Genomic DNA, 23,572 nt, shown 5'->3' on the forward strand with positions numbered 1-23,572 from the left:
GGCCCTGCGTTATTCCGCAGCTTTTTATTAAGCTTCGCGTGGTGCACGCCAGTCGTCGTTACCAGCAGTACCACAGTTTTCGTGAGTTACTTCGATAGCACGGTATGTCAGCTTCAGCACTTCTTCTACAACGCGGTCAGAAGTTGATGCGTCCTGACAGTGAGACATGCGGGTTTGCATATCAACAAGCAGTGCGTCGATCAGTTTGATGGTGTAGTAATGCTCTTGCTTACCCTGAGTTGAAGTACGGTAGAAACGGATCTGACACTCTGGCAGTTTTTCACCACTAACCAGTGCGTTGAACAGCAGTGGAGAACAACGGTCCTGCTGCTTGGTCACGATAACCGGACGGTGTACACGCTGGCCTGTTGGCTGACCGCTTTGTGGGTCACGTGGTACAGTCAGAACGTGGTCCAGTTCCTGAACCAGGAACTCATCTACGTGAGCTTCCTGCCAGGTGTTACCTACTGAGTCCGCAGAGTAAGCGTCTTTAGTAATATCACCTTGAGTTTCACCTTTGATTGACATATATGCTGGAGTTGGCATCGTTATTTCCTTCTTAAATACAGTTTTAAATTACCAAATCGCTATTCACCGCGATATGAATTGTATATTGCAACCAGCGTGCCAACTTTTAAATCAAACAAAAACAACAACTTAAACTAACAAATCTGTTTTTAATCCAATTTCCTATCCAATTTTTTGGATTAAATAACAATTTCTTGTTCCCAGTCTAAACCGGGAGCAGGAAATCACAAAATCGCTCGAAACAACAAGCAAAACGTGCAATTTAACTAGCAATATAATCAATTCAACCAAACAGGAAACAGACGGGCCGTTAATATATCTGTCACACCCTTCAATCTCACTGGAAAACACCCTGATTTCAGGCCGTTCAGAGAAGGATTTTTTTCAAAATAAGTATAATCGTGCTGTTTTTTTACTCATGAGAATAATTCAGCAATGATTAACATCAACCTCAGTTCATTAATTCAGCGTCTTCACCCACTGGCAAAAGTGGCTCTGGAAGACGCGGCGGCTTTAGCTGTTTCAGGCCGCGCCTCTGAGGTTCAGATAGAGCACTTCCTTCTGAGCCTGCTTGAGCGCCCTAACAGTGACTTTGACATTCTTCTGAACCACTTTGAGTGCTCTGAACACCTGCTAAGGCAGTCGGTTCAGTCCTCTCTGGAAAACTCTGCAAAAGGTAACGGCGGCAAACCCGTGTTCTCTGCCCTGCTGATCGAATGGTTACAGGAAGCCTGGCTGCTCTCTTCCCTGGACCTTTCCCAGACTCAGATCCGCTCCGGTGCACTCCTGCTTACTCTTGTCAGCAACCCTCTTCGTTACGGCCAGCGCGGTTACGCCGAACTGCTGGAATCCATCAGCGCAGACAACGTAAAACGCAACTTTGCAGAGCTGACCGCCAGCTCAATCGAAGCTCAGGTAGCTTCCTCTGAATCAACCCAGGCACGTGAAGAAGGCTCGGCACTGAGCAAGTTTACTACCGACTTTACGGGCAAAGCCCGCAACGGTGAGATCGACCCTGTCTTCTGCCGTGACCAGGAAATCCGTCAGATCGTCGATATCCTCGCGCGCCGCCGCAAGAACAACCCTATCGCAGTAGGTGAGCCAGGTGTGGGTAAAACCGCTGTAGTCGAAGGCCTTGCACTTAAAATTGTTCAGGGTGAAGTGCCGGATAACCTCAAAGGCGTTGAGCTGTACGGCCTTGATATGGGCCTGCTTCAGGCTGGTGCGTCAGTAAAAGGCGAGTTTGAAAAGCGCCTTAACGCAGTACTCGATGAAGTGAAAAACTCACCAACGCCAATCATTCTGTTTATCGATGAAGCCCATACTCTGGTTGGTGGCGGAAACCAGGCTGGCGGCAGCGATGCAGCCAACCTGCTAAAGCCTGCCCTTGCCCGCGGAGAAGTAAAAACCATCGCAGCTACCACCTGGTCTGAGTACAAAAAATACTTTGAAAAAGATCCGGCTCTGGCGCGCCGCTTCCAGCTTGTGAAACTCGACGAACCGTCGCCAGAGCAGGCAGCGCTTATCATCCGCGGCCTTCGCCCGGCTTATGAGAAAGCACATAACGTTTACGTACGGGATGATGCTATCAGTGCAGCTGCGGCACTGTCTGCGCGCTATATCTCGGGACGCCAGCTGCCGGATAAGGCTATTGACGTACTTGATACCGCCTGTGCCCGGGTCAACATCAGCCTGAACGCGGTTCCTGCGCCTGTTGAAACGCTGCAACAGGAACTGGCCGCCCAGAGCCGTGAACTGGAAGCCCTTGAGCGCGATGCACTTCAGCAGACCGGCGATAAGCACAGCCTGGCAACCATTCCTGACCTGAAAACCGCAATGGAAAACACCCGCGCGGAACTGGAGACGCTGGAAGCACAGTGGAACCAGGAGAAAGAACAGATCCAGCAGATGATCGCCCTGCGCGCGCGCCTGCACGAACTGGTGACAGAAACCGAAAAGCCGGAGCTGACATCAGAAGACGATTCTGAAGAGACAGAAGTCTCACCATACGCAGAGATGGATGAAGAATCGGTACGTATCGCTATTTCTGCCTGTCAGGAACAGCTTGACGCTATCCGCCAGAGCAATCCTCTGGTTCACTTTGAAGTAGGCCCGGATGAAGTCAGCCACGTGATCTCAGACTGGACTGGTATCCCTATGGGCAAAGTGCTGCAGGACGAGTCTGAAACCACGCTGAAACTGAAACAAAGCCTGACTGACAGCATCAAAGGCCAGGAATTTGCTATCGACGCACTGGCAGAAGGGATCCAAACCGCGAAAGCAGGCTTGGGTAACCCGGATGCACCAACCGGCGTGTTCCTGCTGGTAGGCCCGAGTGGCGTAGGTAAGACCGAAACCGCCCGCGCGATCGCCGATCAGCTGTTTGGTGGTGAGCGCTTTATGACCACCATCAACATGTCAGAATTCCAGGAGAAACACACCGTCTCACGCCTGATCGGTTCTCCTCCGGGCTACGTCGGTTATGGTGAAGGTGGTATGCTGACTGAAGCCGTGCGTCAGCGCCCTTATTCCGTGGTTCTGCTGGATGAAGTTGAAAAAGCCGACCCTGAAGTACTGAACCTGTTCTACCAGGTATTTGACAAGGGTACCCTGAATGACGGAGAAGGCCGGGCCATCGACTTCAAAAATACCCTGATCATCATGACCAGTAACCTGGCGACTCACGAGATTGAATCACTGGTCCAGCAGTCTCAGGATATCGATACCAATACAATTGCAGAAGCGATCCGTCCGGCGCTGAACCAGCACTTCAAGCCGGCTCTGCTGGCCCGTATGTCGGTACTGCCGTTTGTGCCGCTGTCTGACGAAGCAATGAGTGACATCATCCATCACAAACTGGGTAAAGTCTCTAAGCGCCTTCAGGACAACCATAAACTGTCACTGAGCTACGGTGACAATCTGGTTGAATTCATCCTGGGCAACTGCCGCCTGGCAGAAACCGGCGCGCGCAATATTGACGCGGTAATCAACCGCCAGTTGCTGCCTCAGTTATCCGCTCAGTTGCTGACTCAGGAAAAAGATGATGCCCATACACAAATTGTGATTTCAGTGGACGAACAGGGAACCGTTGGGTATGCATTCGAGTGATCTCAATGGAGCTCTGCTTGCGATCAGCCAGTCCCTGGCTGACCGCAATCAGCTGACTTCCACTCTGGATGCTGTGTTGGCTGCCGCAAGGCAGCTGACCTTTGCCCGGCACGGGATCATCTATGTACTTGATCAAACCGGGCAGTCTCTCAACCCCAGCATTGTCCAGCACAATGACAAGGCGATGACCGACCATCCCTGGCCTTCAATGGTTATTGATGAGCTCAGCGACAGTGACCCTTTCGGCTTTGCAATACGTAATGGTGAAGTGGTACTGATCAACGATCTCTACCAGTACAACGGGTACGACTGTGAAACCGTCTACCAGTCCGAGCGGGCGATGCAAATCCAGAGCACCAACCTGCTCGCGTGGCCGCTTATCGATCATCAGCAGAAAAGCGTCGGGCTTCTGGTGCTGTTTGATTTGGGCGCGATTGACGATGAAGCCAGCCTGCAGGCCTTCACCCAAATAGCCGCAACCAGTATCCGCCAGGCGATCTGGCTGGAACAGTATGGCTGTATGGTTAAAGACCTGACTGCCGACAACGCGGCTCTGAACCGGGAAAACCGTCAGCTTAAACAACGTTCCACGCCAGGCTATGACGGCCCGATTGCAGAAAGTGAGTCTATGCTCAGCGTACTGAAACGGGTGGATAAGATCCTGCCGCTTCCGGTTGACGTACTGCTGCGGGGCGAGACGGGTGCCGGTAAGGAAGTGATTGCCAAATACATTCACGATAACTCCTCCCGCGCCAGCAATCCCCTGGTAGTACAAAACTGTGCGGCCATACCAGAGCAACTGCTGGAGTCCGAGCTGTTTGGGCACAAGAAAGGCGCATTTACCGGCGCAGACAAGGACAAAATTGGCCTGTTTGAAGCCGCAAACGGCGGTACCCTGTTTCTCGATGAGATAGGCGATATGCCGCTGCTGCTGCAGGCCAAGCTGCTCAGGGTGCTGCAGGAACGGAAACTTCGCCCGGTTGGCTCCAGCTCTGAGATAGACATTGATGTCCGGGTTATCGCGGCAACTCACTGCAATCTTCATCAGAAGATAAAAAACAATGAGTTCCGGGCTGACCTTTTTTACCGCCTCAATGTATTCCCGATTACCCTGCCGCCGCTGCGCGAACGCCGGGACGATGTTCTGCCTCTGGCTGAGCACTTTATCCGCCATGCCAGTCAACACCTGCAACTTGCGCAGGCTCCGGCACTGAGTGCGAAAGTGCGTCAGCAACTGCTGGAATACCCATACCCGGGCAACGTGCGGGAGCTGAAAAATATCGTTGAACGTTCACTGCTGCTTTCAGATCTGGATACCATCACCACCATAGATTTCGGTGAACTGGTACCGGAGGCAGAAAACCAAAGCGTTTCCCTGCCGGAAACAAACCTGGATATGCCGCTGAAGGACGTCGTAGGACAGTACGAGCGCAACGTGATCATCGAATGCCTCAACGCCTGCAACTGGCAGACCAAACGGGCAGCCGAGCAACTGTCACTGCCGCTCAGTACACTGAATCATAAGATGAAGAAGTATGAGATAAGTCCGGCGTGATGGCTGGCTGATAAAAGAAAACCGCCCGTTTGATTTGGGCGGTTTTTTTATTAGTGTTAAATCTGCATTAACGCTGCTTGTGGCGCGTCAAGTGAAGTTGAGTGGTCTTCTATCCATTTTTTAACCCACTTTTTCCTTGCTTCAGTATCCATCTGCCCCCAATGGCGGTATACAGGCAGGTTGTCCACTTTCGTTTCTTCAATATCCGCACTCCAGGGCATGCCTGTGAAATAACTCTCTGCTTTAGGAAGCAATAACTGAGTATCTGGCACGTCATAGCTGACATTGACGCCAGTCTGGCGCAAATGCCCAACTTTAAGCTGTAAGGCATACATGGACTCCCCATTGAGCATCTTGCCAAATGGGCGTAGTCCCTGGATTCGTTTGCCATTTGGCGCTGAGTATGCAAAGTCAAATTTCATTACATACATATGCTTTTTCGTTGTGCCTGCCAGCTTGTTTCCGTACTTACTGTCATTCTTCTCCAGGTATTCCATTGACTGCTCAGCAAAGTTCGCGAGGTCACTTTCACCACCGGCCAGTAAGGACTGATGTCCAAAGTCAAAGTCGTAGTCATACGTGTAACCACCACTATTGTCTTTTGAAATCTGCATTGTTTTACTCAGCGCAACCTCACCCGAGTAATACATATGAGAATGCAGAACCGGCCCATCACCTGCAAGTTGCATGGTGACCGGACTGCGGTTTGGATCCAGCCCCATTTTGTTGTAATCACTATGCGCAGTTTCATCTCCCAATACTGCAAAGTAAAGGCAAAATGACTGTTCATTGCTCCAGTCAAACTGCCTGGTGACCTCACTGTAGTTCCATTCATCAATGAACCTGAGCTCACCACCAATCTCGACCGCAGCTAATGTAAAGGTTTTACCGCTAATCAAGGCAGGTGTGTTCTCTCTTCGGTTTGCAGACTGGCTCATAACAAAATCTTCAATCAGAAAATCACTGTCACTGAATCTTGTCTCCCGGATGTACATACCGTCATAAGCTTTTTGCTCACGGTATTTATCCGTTACGCCATAAGTGAGAGAGTCTCTTGTCATCCTCATGCCGTAAGCTTCTCCTGTGCAAGCCAGTTCCAGTTTCGAGTGACCTAAAAAGAAAGCGTACTCCATCGCATGGAAACCATTTTTCTCCCTGAAATACTCAAAATCGCTCTTAAAACTGAAGAGGGCCTTGGCCTGTGCCCACAAGTTAACCGCACACAGTGGCTTCAAACCATGGATCTCATACATACCAAACCAGTATGTCGGCTCAAACTCAACGCCGCTCAATAACGGTTCTCCCTGCCCATCAAAGAACACCTTTATTAAGCCATCAGGGTCTGCAAACTCGGAACAGGATTTATGGGTAAACAGTACATCATAAGCCGGGCCGTCAATATCCAGACCGGTCACCACCGCCTTGTAGGACAATGGGCTAACAAACACCGTTTTGGCTTCATCCGTGCCAGCTTTATTCAGGATAACCTGAACTTTTATCCGGGTCTGAGGGCCAATTCGTTCCCCTGTTTTTGCCTTATTCTTTAACCAGTATGCATACGTCACCCACTTCTGACTACTTTCGTCCATTACCAGCAGGCGGCTGAAACCAATATGGTCTTTGTCAATGTGATGTTCGGACAGGTCAAAATCCCGGCTAAAAGACTCCAGCGCTTTTTCTGCTTTGTCCAGAAATAACGCGGTTTGTACAGGAAAGCCGCTGTTAAATCTGCCGGAAACCTTATTACTCCACTGCTGAGCATAGCAGTTAGCAGAATAGTAATTACTGGTTGGGTTATAACCAAACCGGTTTATCCAGCTCTGGGCCAGTGTATTACCATCCAGTGTCGAGATCTCCCAGTTATCACTCATCACATACTGTTCAATAAACCGTCCGACCTGGTACTGCTCAACCAGCTTTTCCTGACTGCCAAACCTGGAAGAAATAATTGCCAGCAGCTCTGACAGGGAGTTGAGCGCATACGCCCTTAACAAAAACCGTTTCAGCAACTCATCCCGGCTGATCTGGCTTTTCAGGTGTGCTGACAAATCTGCTGCCGACACCTCCTGGGTTTCAATCTTATGGTTTACTTCATGATATTGCTTAAGAATCCGCTGGTTGAGTTTACCCAGAGTGCTCAGATCGTTTTTGACTTTAAACTGCGCTTTCATCTCAGCAAACGTATTCTCACCATAAAGTGAGTCGAAAAAATCCGCCGCAGTGCCTAAGAGTCCGAGCGAAGCATCGCCAATATAGTAAAACGCGGCATAAGGAGCAGCCGGAGTGAGAAGCGCCACACTGCACATCGCATCCAGTGCAGACACTATCAGCTCTTTTTTGTGCTCTTCTGCCTGCATTAAATGCGCCTGCCAGAGCTGATGAAGACTTTCCAGCTTCATCGCACCTGTGCGGCTTGGTGGCAGGGAAACTTTAAAATCAGGAATGACCAGCCTTATCTCTACCCGGCGGTCTATCGCTATATCAGCGGAATCTGAAGTATCTTTGGTATCGTTATAGTTAGCTGCACTTCCGCGGGTAAGCTGGCTTTTACCAAAGTACTGTTTGACCAGACGTGGTTCTATTGCTTCTCTATCCTGCGCCGGGGCCAGGATAGCGTCACTGATAAAGTTGGCGCGCATCTCAGAGACTTTATAGTTGTTCTCTTCACTACCGATAAGCCCGGCGTGGCCTTCAATCACCACCTGATAATCCGGATTCTCTTCAAGCAACTGACATAGCTTAGCGCAGATAACTTTAAAATCAGTGTGCAGTGGTCTTATCTCGTTCTCGAGTAGTGCCGAGTTAAATTTAAAGTGCAGGTGGATCGCAATACCCTGCTCATCCAGGATTATTCTGGCATCTTCTCCCAGTTTCTTCTGAACCGCTGCGGCTTTCTCCTGCCACAGCTCTTTTGAATCATATTTCTTAACAAACGTCAGGTGCTTAAGGTAACTCTCAGCCAATGTCTCCAGATTCTGATAGGCACTATCCGCGTCAGTAATAGCACTGCTGTAACCTTTATAAGTCTGGTAGGCCTCCAGTGCTTCTGCTCCGGTACTGACCAATGGCATCCCTTTGCTGAGTAACGCGCCCTTAGCCCAGGACTGAGACAGACGCCCGATACCACCCACTATGTTTCCGGAAGCAGATTTATTCCCAAGCTCATACATCCGCTTAATATAGCTGGTATCAAATATCGCTTTCTTAAACAGCAGCCCGGCGGTCTGCTTAAAACTCAGGTTTCTTCTGGCAAGAATCTTTGCCGTTTTCAGCTTGCTCCAGCCGTCTTTCTGGGCAGAGATCGCCGCATTCATCGCCAGGCCATTCATCACGATTGGGGGGATCTGGGATTTCTCTGAGTTTTCCCAAAGCGATAAGCCTATGGTCTGCGCGATTTCTTTAGGAGTGCCATTCAACTTAAGGCCCTCTGCAGAAACAAAATCTGACGTCAAAGACTCAGTGGTTTTAGTAATGGTGCCCGCCAGTGAAAGCGGCGCCAGACCCGGGTAACTCTTTACTTTATGGGTAAGACCCTGGGTTACATAGTCACTGTATTTCGGCAACCTGTCCGGAAACTGTTGGATCAGGGTTTCTTCCAGCGTCACCATATCACCGCAAACGCAGGCGATTTTGCCAAGACCGGGGCTGGGCTTAAATACCAGTTTTTCATGCAGTTCATAGCTGTACATGTTCTGGGGTTTGGGCTTGGTTTTTTTGTCTTTCTTGTCTTCTTCTTTCACAATGAAGACTTTTTTAATATTGGCCTGTTTGACGCTTTCCGGCAGTTTTAAGCCCTTCGCCTGGTGAAGCTCCTCATATTTTCGCTGCCAGAACTCTACCCGGATCAGATAAAATCCGTCATCAACCTGAGCAGGATCGAAGTTGAACAACGCACATGGCAGAGCGTCAGTTTCATCATCAAATGCCGGTGCCATTACAACCTGACTTGCAATAACCTCTTCGCCAGCATCAGCAACACTACCTGCTTCAACCTCCCTGACCGGCCTGACCAGAGAGACCTCCGCTCCAACATAGAGCGGGTCGCTGAACACGACCGCACAGGTATGCATGGCCGGCATTAAAAAGCCTTTAATTGGCTTATCTTCAGCCAACCTTTTTTCCCGCCAGCGGTTATAGGCCTCCTGCTGAGGGCTCAGCACCAGCCCTGTCTCCGCTTTATAAGCCGGAGCCAGTTGTGATGGCAGGATTTTTGTCAGCTTAAAGGGCACACTCTCAACTCTGCTGTCCACCGCCTTAACAAAGCTCTGCAGATTGTCTGCCAGTGCGCGGGGCTCCGCTGCGCCTTCTCCCTGTGGCTCACCAATCATCTGCGCCAAAAGGTTTAATGGCGGAAAACTCAGTCTGTAGTCGGCGTCCGGCTTCAGCTTTTCTACTCTAGCGGCATGGTGCAGCAGCACCCTTTCCTCATTGTTCTCTTCCGGTGAGTCCCCACCATCAGCCTTATCTTCAGCCTTTTCCTGTTCCTCCTTGGTCACCTGCACCTGTTCAACCGGGAGGCCCATCCCCAGTTCCATCAGCTTGCCTTCGATGTTCGTGCCCCAAAGGCGGATATCTTTACCACCGGAGATATCGGCTAGGATAGGGGTCAGAGGCACTGGACGGATTTTTCTATCTAGTTTATGTTCCTCAGTAAGATCGGATTCTTTATGCCAATTAAGGAAAGCGACTTCTGAAGCCTCTTCGTCAATATGAAAAAAACAACCAAAAAGATAATATTCTTGCTCTAAACTACGCATTTTTATTTGGCCCCCTTAAACCAGAGGCCATTATTAGCAAAAGCGTTGTACAGGCTCATCGCCTCTAAAGTCCGGTTATGACCTAATGGGCGCCAATCCCATGCTTTCATTGTCTTATAGTCTCTGACGGCGATAACTGTAGCATGAGGAACTTCGGTCCCATATCGCCCCCCCACCCCAACTATATATGGCATTGGTGTTGTATTTACTTCTACTTTACCGTCCTGTATATCGATAAAGAAAGTATTTTTCCGGTTAGATGCCCAGGCATATTTACCCGTAGGACTAACGGAACGATATTCAGAACGGGCATCTTCTATAGAAAGCCCCTTATTCCAAAGAATCAAGTCCTTTCTAGCACCACTTTTTTCATCAAATATACTAACCCCTAAGTCAGATACTGTAATTCTATTATCATTATAAATTAAGCCAGTATCATTTATCCTAAAGTCTACCTTTTCCTTTTTATGCGTCTTTACATCCCACTTATAAACATCTTCCACACTGGTCCGGAAGTAGAGATAACTGCTGTCCTCTGCCCATAAATAACCAACCGGGCCACGGTGATCATTTAGCTCATAGGTTTCCCCTGTTTTTAAATCATAAACGGCATTACCTGCCACAGCACGGCTATACGCCAAATAACGGTTATCAGGCGAACGGGCTATTTTTCCTTTTCCGCTTAAGCCTATTTTTGGGTCATCTGTTACCAGCCTTAAGTCGGTACCATCGGTCTTCATACTCCAGATTTTGGCTTTTCTTTCGTATTTAGTATACATAGGATCATCTTCATCCCCCAGGTTGGCCCAGAAAAACTGAACCCTTGGCAGATCATAAGAACTGGCATCGCTGAGATCTTCCCTTGGCCACTCTTTGGCACGGTAGACAAAGTATTTAGGGAACAGCTGTTCCTCTGCGGTAAATACCCAGTCATATCCTTCCGGCAGACCTTCACTCATCTCCATGGTGTAGTAGTTGTGCTCGCTGACGTAAGTGCGGCCATCATCCTCGCCGCATGCCGCAAGCAAAGTTGTTGCCAATAATATTGTTAGTAGTTTTTTCATTGTTTTTTCCTGTCTGGGAAAATTTGATTATTAATTGTCACTTTATTCAGAATACTTTTGGGACGCATGATTATTTGGCCACCTTAAACCAGAGACCATTATTAGCAAAGGAGTTGTACAGACTTATTAGTTCGAGAGTACGATTATGGCCTAAAGGACGCCAGGTCCAGGCGTTCATAGTTTCACGATCCCGGACCGCCATTACCATAGCATGGCGATTGGAAGAGAAAAACCGACCATTCAGGCCCACTATATAAGGCATACCAGTTGTATTTACTTCTACTTTACCGTTTTGTATATCGATAAAAAAAGTATTTTTCCGGTTAGATGCCCAGGCCAATTTCCCTGTAGGGGTAATAGCGCGATAATCAGGCCTAACCTCTTCAACTGACAACCCATCTTTATACCAGGAAGAACTTTCTATTCTCTGGCCTGTACGTTCATTAAAAGTCACTACACCACCATCCGCCACAACATACCGACTCCCTTTGTGAATAACAGATGCATCAGTAAGATAGAAATCAACCTTCTCCTTTTTATGCGTCTTCACATCCCATTTATAAACATCTTCCACACTGGTCCGGAAGTAGAGATAACTGCTGTCCTCTGCCCATAAATAACCAACCGGGCCACGGTGATCATTTAACTCATAGGTTTCCCCGGTTTTTAAATCATAAACGGCATTACCAGCAACGGCCCGGCTATACGCCAGATAGCGGTTATCAGGCGAGCGGGCCATTTTTCCTTTTCCGCTTAAGCCTATTTGGGGATCATCTGTTACCAGCCTTAAATCAGTACCATCAGTCTTCATACTCCAGATTTTGGCTTTTCTTTCGTATTTAGTATACATAGGATCATCTTCATCCCCCAGGTTGGCCCAGAAAAACTGAACCCTTGGCAGATCATAAGAACTGGCATCGCTGAGATCTTCCCTTGGCCACTCTTTGGCACGGTAGACAAAGTATTTAGGGAACAACTTTTCCTGTGCGGTGTACGCCCAGTCATAACCTTCCGGCTGTCCTTCACTCATCTCCATGGTGTAGTAGTTGTGTTCGCTGACGTAAGTGCGGCCATCATCCTCGCCGCATGCCGTAAGCAGAGTCACAGCCAGTAGTATCGTTAGTCTTCTTTTCATTATTATTGTCTGATAAAAAGCCGTTTCACTCATTAGCCCAGTAACTCTGATAACGGGATTTCTTCCTCGATCACAACAAAATGCTGCGTGCCATTGCCAGGGTTACTGTGTGCACCACGGACCAAATCAACCGTCTCCACCTCCGGGGGCGGGCAGGCGAAATACAGGATAAGATACCCTTCTTCATCCTTCGTTGCTGAGCGTATAAACGACTTATAAATCCAGTCGTGTTCAGTATTTCGGATAGCAAAGAAATCATCATCCTGATCGACACCTGGTTCATACTTATAGCGAATAGCAGGCCGCGCACCTGCCGGAGGCAGTTTTACAGCAGCGATGTTCGATTCTGTCTGACTGTTAAGAAGTGCAGCTCCTGATGCGTTCTGCTGAGCCTGACTCAGCGCGATAATTCTTTCTCCGGCACCGGCAAATGACTGATTATCGCTGTATGCTGACAGCGCTGAAAGTGGGATGGAAACAGAAGCTGGATCCGCTTCAAGCTCAGACAACTGAGCCAGTGTTAATAGCTCCCTGCTGTAATGCAGATAACACTCCTGCACTTCACCATTTATTTTATACGGCACCCATATATGAGGCAGAGGCATGCCTCTGGCGATACGGTTTATATTCTCTCCGGCTTTAAACGGGCTGGGTCTGGTAGTAAAAGAAATAGCGTCCATATCAAGGCTCGTGAACTTAACTTCGACTTCCTCTTCTGTCAGCCCGAATACCCTGCCTGTTTGATCGTGCCCCAACTTTCCGGAGAAGACCTTTGTTCCTTTCTGATATACCTCAAAAGGCTCATCTCCAAGGTAGCCACCGGAATCTATCAGTGCCCCATCAATATCTATGTGCCTCATTTTCATACCGGATGCGGGATCACGGTTACGATAATAGTCGACATCAACATCTGCAAAGTAGCAGCCTGACGTGACTTCCAGTTCCCGCCACACTTTGTTTTTCCACACAATATAGAAGTAACCGGATTTATGAAGTTCATAAGCCTCACCTGCCGGTATCACAGGCAGAACCGGGATCAGGACAGTCTCCCACTCCTCCATCCGGGTCTCTTTTTCTACCGGCTGAAGGTTATCTGCCAGTTTCAGAAGGATTGGGGTCGGCTGATCAGTACAGGGGATTTTGATGTACAGCGTTTTATCTTCAGCCTCAAGATCTTTAAACGTAGCCAGGCTGCGGTGTTTGTTATCCATATCCGCTTTCGCTGCGGTCACTTTCTCTTTTTGTGCTTCTGTTTTTCCCAGCATCAGACAGGCTGCATTGTTTGGCCACTGTCCGGCAAACTCCACCACAATTTTGTAGTCTGGTGACGGTTCAACCGGGGTATAGGTCATCTGTTTGGGCAGAGCCACATCATCGGTGACGGTATCGTAATTAGCCTTTACATACTGTGATTGCCCCTTTAACCGGGCAACCCGCTGTTTCAGAGCTGGGTAACGGGAAAACTGGGCCTCAGAGAAAGCCTGTTTGCGGGGAAACGAAGAGAGAGCAAACCAGCTGCCATTTTGTAACTCTCTGCTGAGAGCGGCGAGTATCCCCTGATGTCCCGATACATGAGACAGGGAATCCCGCAGCGCAGTCGGAAGCTGTGAACGAAGATCGCCTGGATTTGGCGTGCGCGAGAACTGCCCGATGAGCTCATCAGGCAATATAACATACTCTAAGTCTTCGCCGGCAAGACGAGACCCGGGTACAAATTTGCAAAACATGTGCATTGTGTATCTCCACAACCCTGTTCAAAAAGGTGGTTGCGGTGATGTTAAGCTGATAAGGCTTAAGTATACGATTTGGTTCGGGAATAATACCTGATTACTGAACCATATGCATCACCGGTCTTTATTTTTTTATGCTACCAGCCTCACAAACTCAGTCGTGCTCATAAGACTGGCTGTGTGTGCTCGGACAACTGCCCAATTCGCTGCTTTAAAGCCGGATAAGGGAAAAGCTGAGCTTCTGAGACAGGTTGGCTTCGGGAAAAAGAGGAAAGTGCAATCCAGCTACCGGTTTGCAGTTCGTTGCCAAGAGAATTGAGGATTTCCTGCAGATCAGACGCGCGGGGTAAAGATTGCCAGAGTTCGTCCGGTAATAATAAACAGAGCTCGTTTACACACCGTATAAGTGACAGCTGACTGATCGCTTCGTCAGGTAAAAGAATGTACTCCAGCTGATTATCAGTAAGCTTCCGGCCAGGTACAAGTTTACAAAGCATGTACATTGAATATCTCCACAATCCTGATGACTTGGCTGCGGTGATGTTAAACCGTTAAGGTTTAAGCGTCTGATTTGGCCCAGAGGGAATCCCTTCCCTGAGCCAAATACATCACCGAGCCTTAACTATTTATGCTGCCAGCTTCAATATCTGAGTGGCGTTGTTGGTGGGTTGAGCTGTGGCAACATTATGGAATGTTGCTGGTTTGGTGAGGGAGGCTGTTGGTTGAATCACTTCCAATGTAAACGTCGTTAACGCAGGCTCCGCAGGTGCTCCTTGTTTGTTGCTGCCGGTCACCGTGACATTAACTGTACCGCTCGTGCCGCCGTCAGTCAGATCCAGTTTTGAAGTGCTCCAGTCGCCATTGGCATCCACATTCACTTCTATCGGACCTGTGACTTTAGCGCCGGTCAGATTGACGGTCACTTTGTCATTCAGGCTAAAACGTGTGGTTGTGCCTGAAATCGGGAAGGCTTTTGCTGCGTCTCCACCCACCGGGCCTGAGATTGCGTTGATGGCGATTTCCGGTGTCACTTTCACTGACGCGAGTTTATACGGGTCACCGGCATTACCCAGTTCGTCGGTAAAACCATCGATTATCACGTTCAGGCTGGTGACGCTCTCATCAATCACCCCAGGTAACTCTACATCGGCTTCCCACTGGTTCGCTTCGCTGTTCCAGGTCATCGCCGCCGGTGTGCCGTTCTCTACCGAAGCAACCGGATCCTTCACTGTCGGGGTGAAGGTCGCGGTGACTTTTACCGTTCCGCCCGCACTCTGGTGCTCAGGGAGGATATTCACCGTATTCACCACCGGCTTATCCAGTGATAACTCGAACGTCTTAGGCAAAGCTTCCACCGATACACCCTGTTTGTTGCTGCCGGTCACCGTGACATTAACTGTACCGCTCGTGCCGCCGTCAGTCAGATCCAGTTCCGGAGTGCGCCAATCGCCATTGGCATCCACACTCACTTCTATCGGACCTGTGACTTTAGCGCCGGTCAGATTGACGGTCACTTTGTCATTCAGGCTAAAACGTGTGGTTGTGCCTGAAATCGGGAAGGCTTTTGCTGCGTCTCCACCCACCGGGCCTGAGATTGGGTCGATGGCGATTTCCGGCGTCAGCAACAAACTATGAATACTTTCCACACCTTCATTCCCATCACCATCTGTAAACTCTTTAATAGTCACAGGAACACTCAAATCCGCATTATCAGCCAGTGGTACCTTAATGCTCTTTTCAAACAGGGTCTTATCGGCCTCGCTTACATCCATTTCAACCGTATCACCACCGATGGTGATCTTCGCTCCTGTTACTTCGGTACTGAACTTTGCTTTTACTAACACCATATCCTGAGGTTTCGCATGTGCAGGCTCAAAGGTCACTTGTTCCACAACTGGAAGTACACCTTTTACTTCAATAGTCGTTTCATGCCCTTTACCCGGAATCGTGTTTTCACTCTCGTATAAGTCATCAGCCACCCTAATGGTGACTGACTTGTCTGCTCCCGCAGGTGATGTGTACTCCGCACTCCAACTACTGGCGGGGCCTTTGCCCCATCCAGTAGTATCAAGGCTTCCAGTATCACCACTGTCACTTGCTGTTAGTTGGATATCTTCAGGAGTAAATTTCACAACCGGTTCGCTGAACGTAAACGTCACCTGAGTGGTTTTCCCCCCTCCCAGCCTGGATTCTTCAGCGGCAATTGTCAGGGCAGGTGTGGTAGCAGCCTTGACTGTTACAGGTTCTTCCCTTGGTATAGCATCCAGTTTTGTCATATCACTGGCTTTAATTTCAACCGTGTAATCTCCAGGTTTCACCCGGGACTCAAAAACAAACGGCTCTTCCGGGTTCTCAGGTGACGTGTTAAGAGCCATCGAAATAGTACTGACACCCTGCTGCTTCAACACTGCAGTTACAGAGTTCTTATTCAAGTTCGGGTCTGTAACGACGGCTTTAATCTCAATATTGTAAGAACCGTTTACAGGCTTCATATCTGACTGTTCAAGAACAATCGCGCCAATCTCCGGTTTACCGAAGTCGATGTAACTGCCCGCACCCGATTCACCGAACGGTGTGTCCTTAAAGGTGAAAGTCGTAGTTTCCCTGCCGATACTGTCTGTGACAACCAGTTTGGTTGTGTACTTGCCTTGCTTATCATCTGTTAGGGGTAGCTGTGACGTTGCAGTATCACCCACAAAGGTTCCACCGACCTCAATAGGCTCTTCTCCAGCGTTGTCCGAAGTCATTGTCAGTGTCAGTTTAAAGCTGGCAGGAACAATACCGCTACCGGGCTTAACCGGTGCCTTAACCGTAATGTCCTGCTGACGTTTTCTGTAGACGATATTATTATCGACTTTTTCGGATTCATCACCAAGCTCCAGCGTAACTACAGGAGTACTCAAGTCGACAATAATAGGTTCCCTCTCTGCCAAACCGACATTATCTATCGCTGTAATATCTACCTGTAGCCGAGGCAGGCCCTTGATAAGGGATGAGTCAATATCTACATAGTTAAAGTTCTCTGTTTTTGTCACCTCAGGAATATTTGATGCTCCGAAGGTATAAGTAACTTTGTTGAGCCCGCTTCCAGGTACGGGGTCTGAAATTTCAAACTCTAAGCGAGTCTTAGCCGGCATTCCCTCTACCGGAAGTACCTTATAAGTATCCCCAATGACTGGCTCTTTATTATCAAGCCTGAGTGTAATCTCGTCCGGGGCTGTATTCCCCCAGATATCTACCGCCTTGAGCGTTACCTTGACATTATCTTTTTCATAGTCCTGGCTCAGCGTTCCGCTAAATGTAGAACACTGCTCGACAGGGTTATTACCTGGGCATGGTTTCATATCAGAGAAGTTCTCTCTGTTATCAACAAAGTTATACTTATCCGAACCAACTTCAACAAAGACATTATCCATCTTACTCTCGGCAAACAAGGAAGTCTTAAATTCAAACTCAACCTTGTCCCCGCTGATATATTGGTCTGACGTGAGACTTATTATTTCTGAGGAAAATTCACCACTTGGGATATCCAAGATAACACCTGTTTCCTGAAGAGGGTTTCCTGCCTTATCTTTAACACCGAGCATCTCAACTTTTTTCTGCAGATCAATTGGGTCAATAATGTCGTTATAAAGCTCGTAATAGGTACAGCGATACCCTTGCTGTCCGGCCCCGCCTGACAACCGGCTACAGTCTTTAGCCTTAAATTCTCCACGATAGGTTTTCAACATCGGCTGGGGCTCAATATCCAGGTTGGAGTGGTCATCGAGAATATCCACGCTTAGTTCCAGACGCTTCACCCTCTTATCGCCTTCGGTCAGAATCCTTACCCAGTTTTTATTCAGTGTGAGTTTCTCCCGGTCTTTGACATAAGGAGGCTCAATATCAACCATATTGAATGAGAACTTCTGAACGTTCTCTGCACCATTCGCGCCAGTCGTTTTGGTAATCAGTACCACAGGTGGCCTGGTATAGTTCTTTTCAGTAATGCCTACAACACACCGAGGAACCACGGAGTTTTCTACTGAGGCATAAGGCTGTTCTTTAGGCTCAGGGGCATCGTCACTGTTGTACTCTTCGCGTACCCAGCACTCAAGTTTCGTGAGCGCAACCTGACTGTCAGTGCTGAAAGTAACGTCCAGGGTGCTGCCTGAAATATGCGTGTCAAAGCCTTCCGGTGCCTTAAGCACAATACCTTCGGTTTGAACACGAAGTTGGGGGGTCAGCGTGGTGGTTATCGCACCTTCCTCTCCCGGATTGACCCTGGTTTTACTTACCACCTTAACCTCAACAGAGTAACTGCCATCTGCAACAGGTGGAATAGTACTCTTCCAGATATCTTTGCCCTGCTCCACCCGGCTGAAGTTAAGGGTTGAGCCGGCACCTTCAGAGTTAACCAGTTTATAGCTACCGGTAACCGAATCTATACCACTGGGATCGGTTGCCTTCACAAACAGGTCTACCGGTTCCTTTTTGGTTATCGGTTTGTTGGTGATATCCTCCCCACTCTCGTTGTATTTAACCTCAAGCGATACCTGGGGCTTCGCATTGTTGACCTTGACAAGGGGAAACACCTTTTCCGATACATTTTTCCGAATATCTGTAGCCGATATTTTGATATAGCTGCTTTGCTCTGCGGTAAAGGTTATCTCATTGGAGTTTTCCTCAAGATTTTTTCCCTCATCTCCCGGCTCTGGCTCGCTGCCGGAATAAACCCAGTAACGTGTCTCATTCCTGTGCACCCCTTCCTGAGACCAGCTTCCGTCCGCAGCGTAATCAAGCGTACTCAGGATAAACTTGAATCCCGTTCTGTAGTAATGGTCGCTGTCGTAGTTGGTCAGGCTGATACCTGGACCTTCTCTGTCAAATTTGGTGCGAATTGCGTTACTGGTGCCCTCAAAACCATAATTATCCTCAGCTTTTGCCAGTAGTGTTATGGCTTTATCCCCGCCTTCCAGCTGGATTAGTTCGGTATCCGCTTTGTTCAGACGGATACTAAACGGCTGTTCCGGCGAGTCCGGTTTGATACCATTTGCAAGCAGCTGTACTTCACTGCCGTTATTTAAGCGCTGATAGATATTAATCTCTTCTACACTTGAATCGTCAATAGCTTTGGCGAACTTGATATCAAAGACAGGCCCCATGACAACCGTGCTTTGAGTTTCCACATCAACAACGGGACCAGCAGGTTCCGTTTGCAACTGAAATTCGGGGCCTTTCTTATCCACTTTGAACTTATGAATGCCACTTGCTGAGTTGGATGGATACGCATCGTTGCTGGCTTTTATCTGAAAGTTATTCTCTTTACCATGCTCAAAATGTTCAGCCACCAGTTGAACCTGATAGTTTGGCTTTTCGCCAGTCAGATACGCTGGTCTTTGTTTACAGTTTTCACTCTCTTGGCTGTCATCACACGGCGTCAAATCAAGAGGCACTACCCCCGGGCGGACCAGCTTAACTTCAATATCTTTAGCCGGGCTGAGGCCCCAGGTAATTACACTGTTTGGAGTCCACTTTGAATTACCACCAATAAAACCGGAGGTAGCATTAGAAGTAACTACCGGTGCTGCTGAGTCGACATTGATACTGAACTTTGGCGCATTAATATCCTGCGCAGTCACTTTATTGCCCAGCTTATCTTCCGCTTCCACAGCAAGTATCCAGAAGCCGTCTTCCAGTGATATAACTTTAGGGTCATCTCCTCCGTTGTTCCCCAGCCTTAATATCAGCTGACCTTCATCATTTTTATGAAAGTTATCTTTCCCCAGGTTCTTAGGCGTATGTTCAGCACTGCTCAGTAAGATACGGCGCTTTTCAGTCAAGTCGCCAACAACATCACTGATAACAAACTTTGTTTCATGCGCAGCACTCAGGTTCAGGAAGCTGTTTTCGTCATACCCTGAGTCTGCCGGAAAAGGGGGGGTAAAAGTCACTGTCGGTGCATCATTGTCAACAATGTAAACTTTTTCATATGGCGCCTCACCATACCCGTAGTTATTCCCTTTTAAATCAGCCACGCTGATGCTCAAAGCCAGGCGCGCGATATTGGTGTACTGAGGGGAGTCAGAATTAAAATCAAACCGATACTGCATACTGTACTGCGTATTATCCGGTTCAGGATGTACCTCGGTGTCATTTATCTGAGTCTGTTGTCCGCTATTATCCACCCAGAACATATTGAGACGTGGTGGCTTATTATCCTGGTCAATCCCTGAGGGGTCAGTGAGTTCAAGCAATGAACCAACAGTGCCAGCGATATACCACTGTTTATTTAACTCAATTTTTCTGCCAGTTTCAGGAGTCAGTTTTGTTTCTGGCGGCTTGATATCTATTGAGGTCCCTCTGTCTTCAAAGAGCGCTTCGCCATTGAGTTCCGGGTAGGCCGTTGCATACAGATCGGCATAACCCATCGCAATATGGACAGGAATACCTTTAGATATAGCATAGTCATAGTAATAACCTGCAAGTTCACCTCTGTAGGTATTCGCTGTGATCTCATAAGTGCTTAGTATAATCGGCTTACCGTCAACCCCTTTTCCGTTTGGTTTGCCGTCTGAGGAAAAGTCTTCATGAAATGCTTTGGCGAAGTCGGCACTCGAATGTACCGGACTCTTGTCTGACATGGTCAGCAACGCTTCAAGCAACAGCCTGTGTTGATATTTTCTGCTTGGATTATCGGGAATTATCCCTTCCATTTCTTCGTTAGAAGCGTAAGCGGTGTGAATTGGATGAAAACCAAAGAATGTGCTGGAGCCCTGAGTCAGCATATTGTCCACACTAGTCAGGATATCCTGAGCTACCTGATCATTCTTCTCACTGCTGTTATTCCACAGATAATCAAAAAATCCGCTCTGGTACACAGCCAGTTCGGTGATGTAGATTTCAGTCGAGTCAGTCAGCAATATATAAGCCGAAAACTCACTAATTGGAGAAATGTTAACCGGGAGCTTTGACTTTCGGCTCCACTGATTGTAATAAGTTCTGTCACCCTGGCTGTGCACGGATACCTTTACTACCCTGCCAACATATTCCGAGTTAACGGAGCAGCCTGCGATGTCCAGTGCCTGCTGAGAAGGGTCTCCAACCAGTTTTTCCGGGGTGGTTATACAACTTCCGGCAAACTGCGCCTCACCATTTTGAGCAAAAACCTCAAAGTTCACTTTTGCATCGATAAAAGGGGTTACAACTGATATCTGAGGAAGATTGAAAGTAGACTTAAACTGTATATCTGAACCGTAGGTAGTTTTATTACCTGATTCATCTTCGATGGTGATGACCAGCTTCTGAATCTGATTATCTTTTACCTGCTTGAACTCATTCCCCAGAATCTCCTTAACATAAGGAATATAATAGGTAACCGAACTAGCAAAACTGTCGTTGAATTCTATCTCTTCGTGTGGGATCTCGTTATCCGAGCTTCTTGCAAAATTAGTAAAAACAAGCTGTTCATTTTCATATACAGAATACTTAACAGTAACCTTAATTTTTTCTGCTGACGTTGAACTGGCAATATCATCACCATCGACATCACTCACCCTAAGACTGATATAGGGGATATGATTTGTATTTAATACCAGAGGATCGAAGTTATCAAAGTCGACCTTATGACTGGCCTTCAGACCATCTTTTGCGTATTTGTAATCGATATTGAGGTATTTTTTATCACTTATATTAGCAAAAGTACTGCTGGAATAAGGCTCATAACTGAGCTGCTGCTCCCCGTTTACATCACGGATAAACTTCATGTTGCCGCTTGGGTAGGATAGCGCCAGCTTAGGAGGAACCATATCAGAAAGCACTTCTATAGTGTCTCTGCCTTCATTGCCCTGCTCATCTACCGCCCAGACTTTAAGGCTCGTTCTGCCACCTTCAAACTCGCTGTACCCAATCTTAGTACTAAACTCACAGTGCTTTCCATAACTGCTCATAACCGCCCTGCAGTCAAGATCCTGCGCTGCACCACCGTTAATCTGGTACTTGGGGTTAGAGATAGAAGAAAACGCCTCTTTAATCGTCCCTTCCAGCAGATAATCCACCTGGTTATTTGGGTTAAAAGACGTAGTCTCCTTGATTTTGACGTCCGGTGCTTTGTTATCCCAGTCAAAACCCACCTGAACGCCGTCACCTGAAGTCTCATTTCCAATCACGTCTTTCGCGCTAACCACAAGCCGCGCTTGTGTTGCATCCACCTGGTCCAGAGCCGTAGTATCAACCAGTACATTCACGGTTAAAACCCGGCTGCCCGAAGTAACCTGATCGGTCAGATTACAAAACCCGTCACCAAACCCTTCCTCGGGACACTCAAATAGTTGCGACCAGCTTCCCTGGCTGAAATATTGAACCGATGCCTTGACACTCTCCACCCCTATATAGTCAGTGAGTTTGAGCTTCACCTGGTCCACCTTAACCAGTACATCTGAACCATCACGTGCTATCTCCGGAGCATCTTCATCGATCTTAATTTCATCCCGGTCCGGAACCACTTCGCTGCTGCCTGATCCGGTACCAAGCAGATTAATGCTCTCAGCAAACTCCTTGTAATACACAGGCTCCGTTCCGGACTTGTTCAGTGTACTGCTGTTGACCACCACCATTACATGTTGAGAAAGCTTGTTGGTGTAGAGGTCACTGGTGACAGGTACCTGGCCAAAAGAAATAGGTTTTTCGACACTTCTGACCGGATCAACTTCATAACCATCTAACTGACCGGTAGAGCTGACATCCCGGTACTGAATATCTGACAAATGGAATGAGGTATAGATTTTTTGGCTTTCTTCAACATCAGAATGTTTTGCCAGCTCTTCTCCGGCATAAGAAGAGTAAGCCGTTAGCAGAGCACCATACTTGTGTCCATCGGTTGCGACACTACTCTGCCCGCCTCTTGTAATATCAACAGGCTCAACAGTGGTTACGTCAAAACCATACATGCTGTTTACGCTGTGAACCGCAGCGTTCAAAGCAGTTTGATAGTGCTGCCCTTTTTTCTGATTTCTGTACTCTGCAAGCCCTTTGATCATATGGGTTAGAGGCGTGATCATGACTTTCGCGTCATCACCCTCTGAGTAGTTAAAAACAGCATCAAATGTCAGGGACTTACCATTACTTCCATCGACTGGTTTTTCAGTTACCGGATCCACATACTGACCTCCCCTAGCTTCAATAAGCACAGGCATCGGGCCGCTGGTAACAGAAAGAGAGTAGCCGCCTCTGGAGTCAGTCATACCGCTGGCCAGAGACCGGCCTTTCTTCCCATCTCTAAACTCCCACGCAGTAACCGATGCTCCCGCTACCGGAGCATCAAAAACCACACCCTTTATTGACCCGGTAACCCGGTCTGGCGGACGCACGTTACTGCCTGAGTCACCACCACCGCCGCAGGATGCAAGCAGGAAAATGGTGATAATGCCAATGAATAACTTATAAAATGGGAACTGACGATACATAATCTGACGCTGAACATTAGAATTTCCAGCGATTATATTTGGTGGTAAAATCAGCGCAACGTGGCAAAAAGACGGTCGCCACATGGCGTTTTCCCTGTATTTTGCAGCTATTACTTGCCATTTTGTTTTTCTTTGTAAACTAATCCACTTATCGGGACGGCATTTCACCTAAGTTCCTCAAAACAGAAGAACGTTTTTTTTTGTAAATAACCGTTTTATTGACTCACTACAAATTATTCAGTACCGGGAAGA

Annotated in this window: 8 protein-coding genes; 2 read left to right on the plus strand and 6 right to left on the minus strand. The window is 48.0% G+C overall.

Annotated elements, in window-relative coordinates; genetic code table 11:
* Nucleotides 1-27: 27 nt before the first annotated feature.
* Nucleotides 28-546 carry an Hcp family type VI secretion system effector gene (locus ACVB80_RS09905; RefSeq protein WP_481081127.1) on the minus strand — a complete coding sequence of 173 codons (519 nt, stop codon included), beginning with the start codon at nt 544-546 and terminating at the stop codon, nt 28-30.
* Between the two features lie 417 nt (nt 547-963).
* On the opposite strand from ACVB80_RS09905, the gene tssH reads away from it, so the two are divergent.
* Together tssH and ACVB80_RS09915 are read left to right on the plus strand one after the other, a co-directional pair.
* Complete coding sequence (gene tssH, locus ACVB80_RS09910) at nt 964-3,636, plus strand: type VI secretion system ATPase TssH (RefSeq protein ID WP_481081128.1); 2,673 nt, start codon at nt 964-966, stop codon at nt 3,634-3,636.
* The gene (locus ACVB80_RS09915; RefSeq protein ID WP_481081129.1) at nt 3,623-5,191 is read left to right on the plus strand and encodes a sigma 54-interacting transcriptional regulator; all 1,569 of its coding nucleotides are present in this window, start codon (nt 3,623-3,625) and stop codon (nt 5,189-5,191) included. Before tssH ends, ACVB80_RS09915 begins: the two co-directional genes overlap by 14 nt.
* Nucleotides 5,192-5,247: 56 nt before the next feature.
* On the opposite strand, the gene ACVB80_RS09920 is transcribed toward ACVB80_RS09915, so the two are convergent.
* From ACVB80_RS09920 to ACVB80_RS09940, 5 genes are all read right to left on the minus strand, one after another.
* Nucleotides 5,248-9,807 carry an OmpA family protein gene (locus ACVB80_RS09920; protein WP_481081130.1) on the minus strand — a complete coding sequence of 1,520 codons (4,560 nt, stop codon included), beginning with the start codon at nt 9,805-9,807 and terminating at the stop codon, nt 5,248-5,250.
* 143 nt (nt 9,808-9,950) lie between these two features.
* Nucleotides 9,951-11,012, minus strand: a complete 1,062-nt coding sequence (locus tag ACVB80_RS09925; RefSeq protein ID WP_481081131.1) for a TolB family protein — start codon at nt 11,010-11,012, stop codon at nt 9,951-9,953.
* A gap of 70 nt (nt 11,013-11,082) precedes the next feature.
* The gene (locus ACVB80_RS09930; protein ID WP_481081132.1) at nt 11,083-12,147 is read right to left on the minus strand and encodes a TolB family protein; all 1,065 of its coding nucleotides are present in this window, start codon (nt 12,145-12,147) and stop codon (nt 11,083-11,085) included.
* Nucleotides 12,148-12,179: 32 nt separating this feature from the next.
* Entirely contained in the window at nt 12,180-13,874 is a 1,695-nt protein-coding gene (locus tag ACVB80_RS09935) for a hypothetical protein (protein WP_481081133.1), read from the minus strand.
* Nucleotides 13,875-14,503: 629 nt separating this feature from the next.
* On the minus strand, nt 14,504-23,488 hold the full coding sequence (locus tag ACVB80_RS09940; protein ID WP_481081134.1) for an Ig-like domain-containing protein: 8,985 nt from the start codon (nt 23,486-23,488) through the stop codon (nt 14,504-14,506).
* Nucleotides 23,489-23,572: the final 84 nt, after the last annotated feature.

This window comes from Vibrio sp. 9-16B-A1 (assembly GCF_056726165.1).

Bases quoted from the DNA above. Each gene is read 5' to 3' on its own strand.
- ACVB80_RS09905 (WP_481081127.1), bottom strand. From the start codon at position 546: ATGCCAACTCCAGCATATATGTCAATCAAAGGTGAAACTCAAGGTGAT.
- tssH (WP_481081128.1), top strand. From the start codon at position 964: ATGATTAACATCAACCTCAGTTCATTAATTCAGCGTCTTCACCCACTG.
- ACVB80_RS09915 (WP_481081129.1), top strand. From the start codon at position 3,623: ATGCATTCGAGTGATCTCAATGGAGCTCTGCTTGCGATCAGCCAGTCC.
- ACVB80_RS09925 (WP_481081131.1), bottom strand. From the start codon at position 11,012: ATGAAAAAACTACTAACAATATTATTGGCAACAACTTTGCTTGCGGCA.
- ACVB80_RS09930 (WP_481081132.1), bottom strand. From the start codon at position 12,147: ATGAAAAGAAGACTAACGATACTACTGGCTGTGACTCTGCTTACGGCA.
- ACVB80_RS09935 (WP_481081133.1), bottom strand. From the start codon at position 13,874: ATGTTTTGCAAATTTGTACCCGGGTCTCGTCTTGCCGGCGAAGACTTA.